The sequence below is a fragment of the Candidatus Roseilinea sp. NK_OTU-006 genome, assembly GCF_012931985.1.
GTDB lineage: Bacteria > Chloroflexota > Anaerolineae > J036 > Brachytrichaceae > JAAFGM01.
In genome coordinates, this window is sequence record NZ_JAAFGM010000015.1 from 40184 (window position 1) to 55079 (window position 14896).

10 protein-coding genes are annotated in these 14896 nt (G+C 64.1%); 5 read left to right on the plus strand and 5 right to left on the minus strand.

Going from position 1 to position 14896, the window contains the following annotated elements; translation table 11 throughout:
• Positions 1 to 34: 34 nt before the first annotated feature.
• The 3 genes from GXH28_RS09445 to GXH28_RS09455 form a co-directional block, all read right to left on the minus strand.
• On the minus strand, positions 35 to 1069 hold the full coding sequence (locus GXH28_RS09445; protein ID WP_169238778.1) for an NAD-dependent epimerase/dehydratase family protein: 1035 nt from the start codon (positions 1067 to 1069) through the stop codon (positions 35 to 37).
• Positions 1066 to 2223: a galactokinase gene (galK, locus tag GXH28_RS09450; RefSeq protein WP_240550306.1), complete on the minus strand. Its 1158-nt coding sequence runs from the start codon at positions 2221 to 2223 to the stop codon at positions 1066 to 1068. The genes GXH28_RS09445 and galK overlap by 4 nt, the downstream gene beginning before the upstream one ends.
• 78 nt (positions 2224 to 2301) lie before the next feature.
• The gene (locus GXH28_RS09455; RefSeq protein ID WP_169238779.1) at positions 2302 to 2565 is read right to left on the minus strand and encodes a hypothetical protein; all 264 of its coding nucleotides are present in this window, start codon (positions 2563 to 2565) and stop codon (positions 2302 to 2304) included.
• 511 nt (positions 2566 to 3076) lie between these two features.
• On the opposite strand from GXH28_RS09455, the gene trpS reads away from it, so the two are divergent.
• The 5 genes from trpS to murJ all read left to right on the plus strand — a co-directional run bounded on the left by trpS (position 3077) and on the right by murJ (position 13150).
• A complete protein-coding gene (gene trpS, locus GXH28_RS09460) occupies positions 3077 to 4090 on the plus strand; it encodes a tryptophan--tRNA ligase (protein ID WP_169238780.1) in 1014 nt (337 codons plus the stop codon).
• A 132-nt stretch (positions 4091 to 4222) separates the two neighbouring features.
• Positions 4223 to 5722: a glycerol kinase GlpK gene (gene glpK, locus GXH28_RS09465; protein WP_169238781.1), complete on the plus strand. Its 1500-nt coding sequence runs from the start codon at positions 4223 to 4225 to the stop codon at positions 5720 to 5722.
• Positions 5723 to 5898: 176 nt separating this feature from the next.
• Positions 5899 to 7932: a protein kinase domain-containing protein gene (locus GXH28_RS09470; RefSeq protein ID WP_169238782.1), complete on the plus strand. Its 2034-nt coding sequence runs from the start codon at positions 5899 to 5901 to the stop codon at positions 7930 to 7932.
• A gap of 69 nt (positions 7933 to 8001) precedes the next feature.
• Positions 8002 to 11538, plus strand: a complete 3537-nt coding sequence (gene mfd, locus GXH28_RS09475) for a transcription-repair coupling factor (RefSeq protein WP_169238783.1) — start codon at positions 8002 to 8004, stop codon at positions 11536 to 11538.
• Between the two features lie 19 nt (positions 11539 to 11557).
• Positions 11558 to 13150 (plus strand): murein biosynthesis integral membrane protein MurJ, encoded by a 1593-nt coding sequence (gene murJ, locus GXH28_RS09480; RefSeq protein WP_169238784.1) that lies wholly within the window; start codon positions 11558 to 11560, stop codon positions 13148 to 13150.
• A gap of 22 nt (positions 13151 to 13172) precedes the next feature.
• Here the strand turns inward: murJ and GXH28_RS09485 are convergent, their stop codons facing one another.
• Both GXH28_RS09485 and GXH28_RS09490 read right to left on the minus strand, forming a co-directional pair.
• Complete coding sequence (locus GXH28_RS09485) at positions 13173 to 14351, minus strand: cystathionine gamma-synthase (protein WP_255464560.1); 1179 nt, start codon at positions 14349 to 14351, stop codon at positions 13173 to 13175.
• Between the two features lie 39 nt (positions 14352 to 14390).
• On the minus strand, positions 14391 to 14867 hold the full coding sequence (locus GXH28_RS09490; RefSeq protein ID WP_169238786.1) for a hypothetical protein: 477 nt from the start codon (positions 14865 to 14867) through the stop codon (positions 14391 to 14393).
• Positions 14868 to 14896: the final 29 nt, after the last annotated feature.

The window sequence follows — 14896 nt, forward strand, 5'->3', positions numbered from 1 at the left end:
CCCAAAGCATAGCCGCTGCCGAAGGCCGCGCTCATCAGAAGAACCGTTTGACGATCCCCAGCACCCCTTGCTTCCACGGCACGCGGTGCGACACCCCCGATTTATCCGCGAACTTCGCGTAGTTGTCCAGATACCACTGATAATTCCTCAGCAGCGCATCTTTGTTGGAGTACTTCGGTTTGAAGCCCAACACACGTTCGGCTTTCTCGATGGACACAAAGGAGTCTTTGGCGATCGTCTCGTACACCCACTTGTACAACGGCGAGAGCCTCAATACCTCCAGGATGCGCAACCCCCAGATCATCGGCGCGGCGGGGAAGGGCTTGACCTTCTTGCCATAGCCGGCGTAGTCGAGCACGGCCTGAAAGTCCTCGGCCACGGTGCCAAACTCCTTTGCGCCGATGTTAAACGTGTCGTTGGTCTGCTCGCGCGGCAAGGTGCAACACAGATAGATCGCATCACACAGATCCTCCACATCGAGATACTGGTAGCGATTCTTACCGTTGCCCAGCACAGGGAAGCCGCGTCCGTCACGCGCCCAGTCGTAGAGCAGCGCAAATACGCCCAGCCGCTCCGGGCCGATGAACGACTTGGGCCGGATGATCGGAATGCACATGCCCTTTTCGCGATACTCCAGACAGATGCGTTCTGCTTCGATCTTGGCTTCGCCGTATGGACCCACGCCCTGCAGCTTGTCGTCTTCGTAAAGCGGGTGATGGTCTGGAATGCCGTAGACCGCGGTCGAGGAGATGTGAATCAGCCGTTCTACGCCGGCCTGGTAGGCCGCATCCACCACGTTGCGCGTACCGAGGATGTCGGTGGTGTAGATATCCTCTTTGGAGTAGAGGGGCAACGCAGCCGCGGTGTGCACGACGATGTTCACGCCGGGCATGACGCGATCAAGCATCGCGCGGTCGCGGATGTCAGCCTTGACGAACGTGATGCGGTCGCGCTCCGGATAGTCGAAGTCCGCGATGTCGTAGCAGACCACCTGATGCCCTTTGTTCAGCAGGTATCGCGTCAAATTGATTCCGAGGAAACCGGAACCACCGGTGATCAGAAACCTCATAGCATCCTCCAGCTTGCACCATTGCTCGCCACACAGGCATAGACCTTGGGCTCGCGGCCGACGCGTTGCGGATACTGGCGAAGGACGGCCTGTGTCAGCGCGCCGACCTGCGCATCGTCCACCAAGGCGATGGCGCAGCCACCGAAGCCTGCACCGGTCATGCGCGCGCCATGCACGCCAGGGACGCGCTGCGCAATCTCCACCGCCGCGTCCAGCGCCTCGCTGCTCACCTCATACGCGTCGCGCAGGCTGGCGTGCGATTGGTTCATCAGCCGGCCGAACGTCGCCACGTCATTGGCGCGGAGCGCAGCGACGGCGTCCAGCACGCGCCGATTCTCGTAGATCACGTGCGCCGCGCGCCGCGCGATCAAGTCGGGCAATTCGCTGCGACGTCGCTCAAACGTCTCGACCGACACATCGCGCAACGCCGGCGCATCGAGCAGACGCGCTGCCGCTTCGCACTGGGCGCGGCGCTCGTTGTAGGCGCTGGCGGCCAAACTGCGCGGCATGGAAGTATCCACCACCAACACGGTCACACCCTTGGGCATGGGCGTCAGCTCATAGGCCAACGAGCGACAGTCAATGAAAAGCGCATGGCCGGCCTTGCCGAGCGATGCGATCAACTGATCCATGATGCCGCAGTTGACGCCGACGAACTCGTTCTCGGCGCGTTGGGCCAGACGGGCAGCCTGCGCGCCGTCCAACGCCAAAGGCACCGATCCACCCACCCCTGCCGCGGCGAAGGCCATCAAGGTCGCCATCTCCATAGCGGCCGACGACGATAGCCCGCTGCCAATCGGCACTTCACCATAGATCACGCCATCAAAGCCGCACAAGGCAAAGCCCGCGCGCTGTAACACATCGGCCACGCCGCGCGCGTAGTTGCTCCAGGCGCCGTCGTGCGCTTTCTCGATGCGGTCGAGCACGAAGCAGGTTTCATCGCCGAAGTTGGTGGAGCGCAATCGCACGACACGGTCATCGCGCGACGCGCCGACGATGGTCACATCGCGGTCAATCGCCATCGGCAACACGAAGCCATCGTTATAGTCGGTGTGTTCGCCGATCAGGTTCACCCGGCCAGGTGCGCGCGCCACAAAGGTCGGGCGCCGGCCAAAGGTCTGCATAAATTGCGCGACGAGGTCTGCAACATTCATGACCGTGCAAAGTGTAACAAAAGCAAAGCCAGGCTCCATGACGAAGCCTGGCTTCAAATCGCCGAATTGAAATAGGACTTAGGGCACGAACAACGTTACGTTGTTTAGGAGCGCAGCAAGGGATGCGATGGCGATCATCACGCCGACGGCCATCAAAAACCCGCCGATGAAGCGCACAAAGCGCCAAGTGTCATCCGGCCCAAAGGCTTCGTTGATGCGACCGGCGAGCGGCATGCCCAGCGCTTTCTCTTGTGGCAGCAGCAAGGTGGCAAAGCCACACACGAAAAGCAAGCCGGCGACGGCGAGTCCGATAAACGGGCTCCAAATCTGTAAAGCGCTCATAAAGCACCTCCCTTGAAAGATAATGATGAAAGAAGAGATAAATCCGCTTGCGCAACCGCGCAAGACACACTGAGCATTGTACTACTATACGACCTCGACTTATTCTGCGTCCTGGGCCGATGGTCCGCGCGCCAGCGTAGTTCAGCGCTGCGATGCAGAGCGGTCGCCCATCGCTTGTATAATTCTTTGTGGCTAGGCTGATCGTCCCCGCGCAGTAGGGTTCGCGGATGCGTGACTCAGAAAGCTGGCGGCCGGTGCGAGCCAGCACGTGCGAAGCCGAATTGGAAGGGAACAAAACGTCAGCAATCGCCAATCCAACGAGTGGATGCGCAAACGCGCGTCAACTGAGGTGGCACCGCGAGTGCGTGATTCACGCGCCCGTCTTCAGATCCCGAAGGGGAGTGAGAGAGGACGGGCGCTTCCATTTTTGAACAAACGCTATCGGACTTCCGCGACTCGGCTGGGAGTCGGGAGGGGAGAATCAACCATCACGAATCATCGAGAGGGAAACATGACCAACAACATTGTCTTCTCCGGCATTCAACCGACCGGCGACATGCACATCGGCAATTACTTTGGTGCAGTAGTGAACTACGTGCGATTACAAAACACCGGCGTATATCGCACCATCTACTGCGTGGTAGACCTGCACGCGATGACCGTCCCTTACGAGCCGGCCGTGCTGCGCAGGAACACCGAGCAGATGTTCATTGACCTGCTGGCATGCGGCCTCGACCCGGAGAAGTCTATCGTCTTCGTGCAGTCCATGGTGCCCGAGCATGCCGAGTTGGCGTGGATCTTTGGCTGTGTATGTTCCTACGGCGACCTGACGCGCCAGGCGCAATTCAAGGAGAAAAGCGAACAGCTCCAAGGCAAGCAAGATGCCTTCATCTCCGCCGGTCTGTTCACCTATCCGGTGCTGCAGGCCGCAGACATCCTGCTGTATCGCGCGGCGCATGTGCCGGTTGGACAAGATCAGAAACAACACTTAGAACTATCGCGCACCATCGCCAACCGCTTCAACACACAGTTTGGGGAGTACTTTCCCGAGCCAGAGATGCTGGCCACCGAGACGCCGAAGATCCTCGCGCTCAACGAGCCGACCAAGAAGATGAGCAAGAGCCTCGGCCCGAAATCCTATGTCGGATTATTCGAGGACGAGCAGACGGTGCGCAGCAAGGTGCGCGCGGCCGTGACGGACGCCGGCGAGGCTGGCACGCCGCTGGGCGAAGGCGCCCGCAACCTGATTGGGCTGCTGCGCGCGTGCGGCAAGCACGACCAGGCCGATGCGTTCGAGCGAGAGTATGCGGCGGGCAACCGCCGCTATGCGCCGCTCAAAGACGCCGTCGCCGACGCGCTGATAGAACTCACCAGCGGCCTGCGCGCGCGCCGAGAGGCAATCGGCGCCGACCGTGCGCGCATCCGCCATTTGATGCAAGAAGGCGCGGAGAAGGCGCGCGCCATCGCGCGCGCGACGATGAAAGACGTGCGGGCGCTCACCGGCCTGCCGGAACACGCGCAATAGTGGCATGATCGACGCCGGTCACTCGGACAAGCGAAACGCAAGATTGTGGCGCAGCTTGGAGGACGGCCGTCTAGTTCAGGAAGACGCAATCAGGCCCAACTCGACCGCGCTCCACCCAACATTCGAAAAACCATGCTGATCGCCGCAATAGATCAGGGCACCACCAGCACGCGCTGCATCCTCTTCAACCACGAGGGGCAGCCGGTCGCAACTGCGCAACAGGAGCATCGCCAAATCTACCCCCGGCCCGGCTGGGTCGAGCACGACCCGATGGAGATTTGGGCGCACGCGCAAGGCATGTTCGCCGAGGCGCTGGCGCGGGTCAACGCGCGCGTTGCCGACATCGCCGCCATCGGCATCACCAACCAGCGCGAGACCACCATCGTGTGGGAGCGGGCGACCGGCAAGCCGATCTACAACGCCATCGTCTGGCAGGACACGCGCACCGCCGACATCTGTGCCGAGCTGGCGAAAGACGGCGGCCAGGATCGTTATCGCGCCAAGACCGGCCTGCCGCTGGCCACCTACTTCTCCGGCCCCAAACTCAAGTGGCTGCTAGACCACGTGCCCGGCGCGCGCGCCCGCGCTCAAGACGGCGAACTGCTGTTCGGCACAGTGGACACCTGGCTGATTTGGAACGCCACCGGCCACCACGTTACCGACGTGACCAACGCCGGGCGCACCATGCTGATGAACTTGGCGACGCTGGATTGGGACGACGATATCCTGCGCGACCTGGATATCCCACGCGCCATGCTGCCGCGCATCGCTTCCTCGTCCGAGGTGTACGGCGAAACGCGCGAAGGCGCGCCGGTAGCCGGCGACATGGGCGACCAGCACGCTGCGCTGTTCGGTCAGACGTGCTTCGCGCCGGGCGAGGCGAAGAACACCTACGGCACCGGCTGCTTCATGCTGATGAACACCGGCGAGACGCCCGTGCCCTCCTCAAACGGCCTGCTCACCACGGTGGGCTACAAGATCGGCGACGCGAAGCCAGTTTACGCCTTGGAAGGTTCGATCGCCATCGCCGGCGCATTGGTGCAGTGGCTGCGCGACAACCTCGGCCTCATCCACCAATCGGGTGAAATCGAAGCGCTGGCGCGCTCGGTCGAGGATAACGGCGGGATTTACTTCGTGCCGGCGTTCAGCGGTTTGTATGCGCCCTACTGGCGCGAAGACGCCCGCGGCGTGATCGTCGGCCTGACGCGCTTCGTGAACAAAGGGCACCTCGCCCGCGCCGCGCTCGAGGCTACTGCCTACCAGACGCGCGATGTGCTTGACGCGATGAACCGCGACATCCAAGCCAGCATAGACACCCCGCAGGCCCCCATTTCTCCCCTCCAATCGCTCAAGGTGGACGGCGGCATGGTGCGCAACGAATTGCTGATGCAGTTCCAGGCCGACATCTTGAACGTGCCGGTCATTCGTCCCACGGTGAGCGAGACCACCGCGCTGGGCGCAGCCTACGCAGCCGGGCTGGCCGTCGGCTATTGGCGCAACATCGAAGATCTGCGTGCGCACTGGCGCGCCGACAAGACGTGGCAGCCGCGCATGGACGACGCCACACGAGACCGAATGTATCGCGGTTGGCAGAAGGCGGTGACGCGGGCGTTTGGCTGGGTGGAGCAATAATTCTGCGCAGCGCGCGCTGCCGGCAGCCACTTCGCTGCCCCCTTGAAACCAATCCGGCGACGCCAGCGTCTCTTATGCGAGGACGAAGCAACAGCAACACACGTCGAGCGTCCAGAGGCAAAAGGCCGATAACGAACAACGCCAGTGTCGAGACGAGTAGAATGCGCGAGACCACGATGAGCAGTTCTCAGCCCAGCGCCGGAGGCCCATCGCCGAAATTCACCTTGCTCAACGACCGTTACCGGTTATTAGCGACGCTGGCCGCCGGCGGCATGGCGACGGTGTACAAGGGGCAGGACATGCTGCTCGGCCGTCTGGTTGCGATCAAGCTGCTGCGCGAGCGCTACGCCGGCGATCCCCACTTCGTGCAGCGCTTCCGACAAGAAGCGCAGGCCGCCGCCCACCTCAACCACCCCAACATCGTCACGATCTACGATGTTGGGCAAGACGTGGTGAACGGGCGCGAGCGCCACTACATCGTCATGGAGTTGGTGGAGGGACAAGACCTTAAGCAAGCGCTGCGCGGGCGCGCTGCCAACGGCCGGCCATTCACGATAGAAGAAGCCGTGGATGCCGCCCGCCAGGTCTGCGAAGGCGTCGGCTATGCGCACCGGCGCGGGCTGGTGCACTGTGACTTGAAGCCACAGAACGTCATGCTCACGGCCGACGGCCAGGCCAAAGTGACCGACTTTGGCATCGCGCGCGCCTACACCGCCATACCGAACACCGACGAGCGCGCCGACGTAGTGTGGGGCTCGCCGCAATACTACGCACCAGAACAAGCCGCCGGCGCACCGCCTACGCCCGCCAGCGATGTCTACAGCATCGGCGTGATGCTCTACGAGATGTTGGCCGGCCAGTTGCCCTTCGAGTCATCCGACCCGCTGCGCCTGGCGCAGATGCACCAGATGATGCCGCCGCCATCCCTGTGCACTTTAAACCCAAGCGTCTCGCCGCAACTAGAGAGCATCGTCATGCGCGCGCTGGCAAAAGATCCAGCTCAACGCTATCGCGATGCCAACCAGCTTGCCCGCGCGCTGTCGGCTTATGCGCTGCAGAGCGCGGAGCAAACGCTGATGAACCTGCCGCCGGTTGCGCCACCACCTGCTGCGGTTGTCCGACGCCCCACCCCACCGTCGTCAACCGGCGCGCCGAGTGCGCCGATGATCACGTCGCATGCCGCCGCGCCAACGGCAACGCCTGCGCAGACCGGCCCAGATGTGCTGCTGTGGCTGCTCGCGGCCATCGCGTTCTTGTGCGTGTTGGGGCTGATTCCCCTCTACGTGCTGGTCTACCAAGCGTATCAAACACCGCCTACGCCACGCGCGCCGACGGCTACGCCCCCGAACCCCACGGCGGCGCTGCCCATCACCAGCGGCAACTTCAAGGTAAAAACACCAGCGCTGGCCGGCAAGACGCTGGAAGAGGCAGCCCGCGAGCTGGCTCTGCTCGGCCTGGGCATTCGCGTCGCCGAGGAACGGCCGGACAACAGCACAGCCCAGCGCGTCGTGCTCGAGCAACGCCCACCGGCAGATATGCTGGTGGACCCAGGCGCGGTGATCGAGGTAGTGCTCAGCAAACCCGCCGAAGCGCGCGAAGTGCCCGGCGACCTAATCGGCCGCGCGCTGGACGCCACAATCAGCCAGACGCTGGCCACGCTGGGCTGGAACATCGCCGTCACCGAGGCGTTGGACTTCGCACCTCGCGGGGTTATCTTGGCAATGACCCCCCCGGCGGGCAGCAGGCTGGCCGCTGGGGAGACGTTGACGCTGACCGTGAGCAGCGGCGGGCGCATCGCGCTGAACGTGGACATGGGCCCGGTGACGCTGGAGGCGGTGACGCTGCAGCGCGCGACTTACTTCCCCGGTCAGACCGTGCAGTTTAATGTCACCTGGCGCGCCAACCAGCCGGTCGGGCGCGATTACAAGGTGGGTTGGTATCTCTTCAACCCCGAAATGACGGCCGTGCTGGCGCAAGGTGAAGATCGCGCGCCGCGCCACAAAGGCTTGCCGGCGCCGACCTCGGCGTGGAACAGCGGCATGATCATCGAAGACACCTACACCCTGCGCATTCCCGACGGCCTAGCGCCCGGCGCCTATGGCTTGGTCGTTGGCATGTATGACGGCAATGGCCGTCTGAACGTGCTCCACCCCGGCAATGCAGTGGCGCTCAACGACCTAGTGGTGCTCTGCCGCATCTTCGTGCAATGATTCGAGGCGGCGGCGCAGCGCAGCCGGCGCACGCCGGCCATGCGTCGGCACATACTACAATGACGTGCTATGCCGTTGCGCGGGCTTACCGAGGTCATCGCCCATGCGTCGGCGCTGGAGGTCCTGGCCGCGGAGATTGGCTCAGGACGAGCGCCGGTGAGCCTGGGCCTGCCTCGCGCCGCGCGACCGTTCGTCCTAGCCGCCCTGCAGCGCCACCTACAACGGCCGATCGTCTACGTCACTTCATCGGTGGAGTCTTCGCGCATCGCAACCGACGCGCTGAGCAATCTATCCGACGCGCCGCCGCTGCACTTCGCCGAACCGAACACAGCCTTCTACGATAGCGTCGCGCCGGTGCGTGAGGTGATCGCGCAACGGTCGGTCGTGCTTGCGACGCTCAGCCTGCGCGCAGATCACAGGCCTCCCCTCATCGTTACCAGCCCGCGCGCGCTGATGCACCCCGTCCTGCCGCCGGCGGCGTTTGCGCAGAACACGCGCGTGATTCGGCGCGACGCTGCAATCCACCTGGAAAGCGCGCTTGAGCATTGGGTGAAGATCGGCTATGAGGGCGAACCGGTGGTCGAACGCATCGGCGCCTTCAGCCGACGCGGCGGCATTGTGGATGTATGGTCGCCAGCGCACCCGTTGCCGGTGCGCATCGAGCTATTCGGCGACATCGCCGATTCGATCCGCGCTTTCGATCCGGGCACACAGCGCAGCAGCGAGTCGCTGACGCAAATCGTCATTGCACCGCTGGAGATCGCCGAGATCGGCAGCCGGCAACCGGAGACCCGTCATCAACCTCCGAGTGGCAAGCTGAGCTCGCTGCTCGATTACCTCGACGACCGCGCGCTGCTGGTGATTGACGACGAGGAAGCGCTGCGTGAGGCGTGGCGCACGCTGGAGGAGAAAGCCCAACGCGAACGTGAGACGCTGGCCGAATCCGGGATGACCGTGGACGCGCGCGCGCCATACATCTCCTGGGACGAGTTCACCACGGCCCGCGTTCGCGTCCAGACATTGGTGCTGGGCCAAAGCGAAGCCGGCACATTGAGCGCGCATCCGCTGGCCAGACAATTCGTCAATCCGCCGCACTTCGCCGCCCAAATCACCCCGCTGCTGGACTACCTGAAGACGCAACACAGCGCGGACGATAGCATCAAGACGGTCGTAGTCTCGCGGCAAGCCGCCCGACTCGCCGAACTGTGGTCCGAGCGCCACGCAGCCATCGCCGCGCAAACCGCGCTCGATGAACCGCCGTCCGGCGCGCTCACCTTCATCAGCGCCGCGCTGCCGGCAGGCTTCATCTGGCGGCCCGAGGCGGAGGGTCAGGCGCGCGGGCGCACGACCACGTTCATCCTCCTGACCGACGGCGAAATCTACGGCTACGTGCGGCCGGAATGGTTCCTGCGCACGCGGGCGCGCAAAGCTGCGCCGGAGAAGGCGTTCGCCGATTGGCAGCCAGGCGACGCCGTGGTGCACGAGGACTACGGCATCGGCATCTATCGCGGCCTGGTGCGGCTCACCATCAACACCGGCACAGCCACCCAACCGGTGGAAGGCGAGCGCGAGTATCTTCTGCTCGAATACGCGGATGGCGATCGGCTCTACGTGCCTTTACACCAGCTCGATCGCGTGTCGCGCTACGTGGGCAGCGACGACGCCCGGCCGCCACTCGACAAACTCGGCAGCGGCCAGTGGGAGCGCGCAAAACAGAAGGCGCGCGGCGCAGCCACAGAACTCGCGCGCGACCTGCTGCAGCTCTACGCCGAGCGCGAGCTGGCCCGCCGGCCGCCGTTCAGCAAAGACACGCCCTGGCAGATCGAGATGGAATCGGCCTTCCCGTTCATCGAGACCGACGATCAGCTTCAAGCCATTCGAGCGGTAAAGGCCGACATGGAGCGACCGCAACCGATGGACCGGCTGGTGGTGGGCGACGTCGGCTTCGGCAAAACCGAGGTGGCGTTGCGCGCCGCGTTTAAGGCCGTACAGGATGGCAAACAGGTCGCCGTGCTCGTGCCGACCACGGTGCTGGCACAACAGCACTGGAACACGTTCACCCAGCGGCTGGCACCGTATCCCATCCGGATCGAGATGCTGTCGCGCTTCCGCACGTCGGCGGAGAAACGCGCTGTGCTGCAGGGGCTGCGCGATGGCACTGTGGACATCGTCATCGGCACCCACGCGCTGCTGAGCCAGGAGGTCCAGTTCAACGACCTCGGCCTGCTCGTCATTGACGAGGAGCATCGTTTTGGCGTTGCCGCCAAGGAGAAGCTGAAGCGCCTGCGCACCCAGGTGGATGTGCTCACCCTGACCGCCACCCCGATCCCACGCACGCTGTATTTGGGCCTGAGCGGCGTGCGCGCCATCAGCCGCATCGAGACGCCGCCGGCCGAGCGTCTGCCCATCATCAGCTTCATCGGCCCATGGGACGACGCCATCGTGCAGCAGGCCATCCGCCGGGAACTCGATCGCGAGGGGCAGGTGTTCTTCGTGCACAACCGCGTGCAGACGATTCACCTGGTCGAACAAAAGCTGCGCCGGCTCACGCCGGAAGCCAACATCGCCGTGGCGCATGGCCAGATGAGCGAACGGGAGCTGGCCCAAGTGATGGCGCGCTTCGCCGAAGGCGGCGCAGGAGCCGACCGCATAGACGTGCTGCTATGCACGAACATCATCGAAAGCGGCCTGGACATCCCCAACGCCAACACCATCATCGTAGATCACGCCGATCAATTTGGGTTGGCCGAACTGTATCAACTGCGCGGTCGCGTCGGACGATCCACGATCCAGGCGTATGCGTACTTTCTGCACGCACGCCAGTCGCCCATGACGCCGGAAGCGCGCGAGCGGCTGGCAACGCTGCGCGAGACAGCCGGCCTTGGCGCTGGTTATTCCATCGCGCTGCGCGACCTGGAGATGCGCGGCGCAGGCGAGTTGCTCGGCGCCAAGCAAAGCGGCCACATCGCCGCCATCGGCTTCGACCTATACACGCGCCTGCTGGCCAACCAGGTGCAAATGCTGCGCGCCATGCGCGACGGCGCGCCGTTGCCGCCGCCGGAGCCGAAAGCCGTGACGATAGACCTGCCGCTCACCGTAGGCTTGCCGGAGAGCTACATCGGCGATGCGGCGTTGCGCGTGCAGTTGTACCGCCGCGCCGCCAGCTTGAACAGCGAAGAGGAGATCCGCGCGTTCGAAGCAGAGTTGGAAGATCGCTTTGGCAGGCTGCCGCCGGCAGCGCGCAACCTGACTTATCAACTCCGCTTGAAGCTGCTGGCCCATGCGCTCGACGCGCAGAGCATCACCACCGACGGCGACCGCTTTATCATCCGCGCTGAGGCCATCGGCCGGATGGATGCGCGCCACGTGCGCCGCCTGATCGGCGAAGATGCGTTGATCGGCCGAATGCAGGTTACCTTCCGGCGCTACGGGACACCAGAGCAATGGAAGCAGCGGCTGATGGACGTGTTGCGCCGGCTGACCGAGATCAAGGCGACGCTGCCGCCGGCGCCGACCAGGCCGAAGCAGTCGGCGCACTCAGGGCTAGCAGCACTTGCAACGCCAGCAGGGGCGCGCCTGCCGCCCCTCACGCAGGATCATGGGTGATCCTGCCCCTCGTCGCGTGATGTCGCGTCGTTCCCTCGCCCGATCTGCCGCCCTCGTCGGCGGGTTCTATGTGCTCAGCAACATCGCCGGCTTCGTCGCGCGCTTGCTGATCAACGCGCGTTTCGGCGCCGGCGCCGAGCAAGACGCCTTCCGCGCCGCGTTCGTCATTCCTGATCTGATGTTCAACGTGCTGGCCGGCGGCGCGCTGGCTTCGGCATTCATCCCGGTCTATGTGGGGCGGCTGAGCCGGGGCGAAAGGGATATCGCCCAACGGTTGGCGCGCGCCGTTGCGCAAGTCGTGTTCGGCGTGCTGAGCGCGCTGGCGCTCATAGCCGCCGCATCCGCGCCGGCGCTCATCCACCACGTCGTCGCGCGCCAATTCAGCCCTGCGCAAGTGGCGCTCACCGCGTCGCTCATGCGCATCATGTTGCTCGCGACGGTGATCTTCGGCGTCAGCGGCCTGCTGATGGGCGTGCTGCAATCGAACGAAGCGTTTCTCGCGCCGGCAATCGCCCCCAGCCTGTACCAGCTCGGCATGATCTTGGGCGCCACCGCGCTGAGCGGCTTGGGCGTCTACGGCCTGGCCGTGGGCGTAGTACTCGGCGCGTTGATGCATATCGGCGTGCAGTTGCCATCGCTGCGCTCGGTCCTGCGTCTTTCATCTGTCGCTGCCCCCGCGCACGGCGCCGGACAAAACGCATCACACGCTACACCGCGCGTAGATCATGCAGTACGCAGCGACCTGCGCCAAATCTTGACGCTCATGCCGCCGCGTATGTTGGGGCTAGGGGCGGTGCAGCTCAACAACTTGGTGAATACCACACTGGCCTCGGGCATCCCCGGCGGCGTGTCGGCGTTCAACAACGCATTTGCCATCCTGGTTTTGCCCATCGCCGTGATCGGCCAAGCCGTTGGCACGGCGCTGTTCCCGGCGATCAGCGCGCACGCGGCGCGAGGCGAAGGGGCATCGTTCGCGACATCGTTCACCCGCGCGCTCAACGCCGTCATCGCGCTCAGCCTGCCGGCGGCCGTTGGGCTGATCATCCTCGGCCAACCGCTGATCCGCCTTTTATTCGAGCGGGGCGCATTCGACGCGCGCTCGACCGAGTGGGTGGCGTTCGCGTTGGCGCTGTTGGCGATCGGCCTGCCGGCTCATGTGGCGCTTGAGGTGGTCACACGGGCGTTTTATGCGCTGAAGGACAGCGCACGGCCGGCGATGTTGGCCGTGTTCAGCGTTGCCTTGAACATCTTGCTAAGCGTCGGGCTATATCAGATGTTCGACCGCGCCGGCCGGTTGCCCTTTGGCGGGCTGGCGCTAGCCAATGCCCTCGCCACGATCCTGGAAACGCTCATCCTGTATGCGTTGCTCGTCCGCCGCGCAGAGCGCATACAGCCGCGTTCGACATGGGTCGCGTTTGGCAAAAGCGGGCTTGCGGCGCTGGCGATGGGGATCACCCTGTGGGGATGGGTGCGACTGGCCGGCGATGGCGCGCCGGCTACGATCGCCGCCATCATCCTCGGCGCAGCCGCCTACTTCGGCGTCGCCTTGATGTTGCGCAGCGAAGAGGCGCTGTTCGCAGCGCGGGGGGCGCGCAAATGGTTCGCAAGGTAAACCTCGCACCTCGAGCCTTCGGTCAGCGCGCTTCAAGCGCCTCTTTCAGATCGGCGATCAAGTCGTCCACATGTTCGATGCCAACAGACAGGCGGATGAGCGCCGGGCTGACTTCGAGGGGCGAGTTGGCAACGCTCATGTGCGTCATCGCCGCCGGCAGCTCGATCAGCGACTCGACGCCACCCAGCGATTCGGCCAGCGCGAAGAGCTTCGTCCCTTCGGCGACGCGGCGCGCTGCCTCCGGCCCACCTTTCACGACGAACGAGACCATGCCGCCAAACACGCGCATCTGCCGCCGGGCAATCGCATGCTGCGGATGCGAGGGCAAGCCGGGGTAGATCACGCGCTCCACGCGCGGATGCGATTCGAGCCAGGCCGCGACGGCCATCGCATTGGCGCTGTGACGTTCCATTCGCACGTGCAGGGTTTTGATGCCGCGCAGGACGAGGAAACAATCGAACGGCCCGGGCACCGCCCCAACGGCGTTTTGCAAAAACTTCAAGCGCGCAAATGTGGCGTCATCGTTCAAGGCAACCAGGCCGTTCACCACGTCGCTGTGTCCGCCCAGATACTTGGTTGCGCTGTGCACCACAATGTCCGCGCCGAGCTTGAGCGGCTGCTGCGCATACGGCGAGGCAAACGTGTTATCCACGACGATCTGCGGCGCGGCCCGGACTGCGTCGCGCAAATGGGCAATCGCAGCGATGTCGGCCACCTTGAGCAGCGGATTGGTTGGCGTCTCAATCCAGATCATGCGCGTATTGGGCCGCATGGCGGCGCGCACGGCGTCCAGATCGCTCATCTCGACAAATGAGGCCTGCACGCCGTAATCCTCATAGACGCGCTTAAAGATGCGATAGGTGCCGCCGTATACGTCGTTGCTGGCCAGCACGTGATCGCCGGGCCTGAGCAGCCGGATCACGCAGTCAATCGCTGCCATGCCGGAGGCAAACGCCAAGCCGTGCTTGCCACCTTCCAGCGCGGCGATGCAGTCCTGCAGCGCGGTGCGGGTGGGGTTGGCGGTTCGCGCGTAATCGTAAGCCGCCTCGCCGATTTTATTCTGCGCATAGGTCGAGGTCTGATAAATCGGTGTCATCACCGCGCCGTAGGCAGGGTCGGGCGGCTGGCCGGCATGGATGGCAAGGGTCTCGAAGTTCATGCGGCGAATTGTATGTGTGCGGACGACGTGCTTGCGGGGCATGTGCCGGATGCGCGTAGGGTCGCCTCCACCCACGGGCAGTCACCGCCAACGCTTCACCACGTGCTCGTCCCATTTGCCGTCTTCGGCCAGGATCAGCTCGAAGCCCAAGCGCCTGACCCAGAACTCGCGGATGGGCACTACGAGCCGCGGGTCGGTAAATTTCATCCGCTTGACCACGTTCCCGCGCCAGCCGCGTTTCAACAGCCAGCGCTCAAATGCGCCGAACAACGCTGCGTCTAGGCCTGTGGCGCGCAGGACATCGCTGACGCGAAAGACGGTGATTTCCAAACCGCGCGGCGCCGTGGGGTCGGGTTTGAGTTGATGCATGCCGATGATGGTCTGCCCGGGGCCCTCGAAGCCGACCAGACGTCCCAGGTCTTTTTGCCTATCGCCGATCGCAATCGTCCAGGGCGAGACGCCGCGTTCGGCAATGCCGAATGCTGCTTCGTCGAAGTTTATCGCGGCCTCAATCACACCGCCGTCGGCAGCTTTTGAAAAGAACACTTCACGCGCCATGCGCCAAATGCTATTGTGGCGTCGCGAGC

Excerpts from the sequence above, each read along its gene's own strand:
- GXH28_RS09445 (WP_169238778.1), bottom strand. The coding sequence starts at position 1,069 with ATGAGGTTTCTGATCACCGGTGGTTCCGGTTTCCTCGGAATCAATTTG.
- galK (WP_240550306.1), bottom strand. The coding sequence starts at position 2,223 with ATGAATGTTGCAGACCTCGTCGCGCAATTTATGCAGACCTTTGGCCGG.
- GXH28_RS09455 (WP_169238779.1), bottom strand. The coding sequence starts at position 2,565 with ATGAGCGCTTTACAGATTTGGAGCCCGTTTATCGGACTCGCCGTCGCC.
- trpS (WP_169238780.1), top strand. The coding sequence starts at position 3,077 with ATGACCAACAACATTGTCTTCTCCGGCATTCAACCGACCGGCGACATG.
- glpK (WP_169238781.1), top strand. The coding sequence starts at position 4,223 with ATGCTGATCGCCGCAATAGATCAGGGCACCACCAGCACGCGCTGCATC.
- GXH28_RS09470 (WP_169238782.1), top strand. The coding sequence starts at position 5,899 with ATGAGCAGTTCTCAGCCCAGCGCCGGAGGCCCATCGCCGAAATTCACC.
- mfd (WP_169238783.1), top strand. The coding sequence starts at position 8,002 with ATGCCGTTGCGCGGGCTTACCGAGGTCATCGCCCATGCGTCGGCGCTG.
- murJ (WP_169238784.1), top strand. The coding sequence starts at position 11,558 with ATGTCGCGTCGTTCCCTCGCCCGATCTGCCGCCCTCGTCGGCGGGTTC.
- GXH28_RS09485 (WP_255464560.1), bottom strand. The coding sequence starts at position 14,351 with ATGCCCCGCAAGCACGTCGTCCGCACACATACAATTCGCCGCATGAAC.
- GXH28_RS09490 (WP_169238786.1), bottom strand. The coding sequence starts at position 14,867 with ATGGCGCGTGAAGTGTTCTTTTCAAAAGCTGCCGACGGCGGTGTGATT.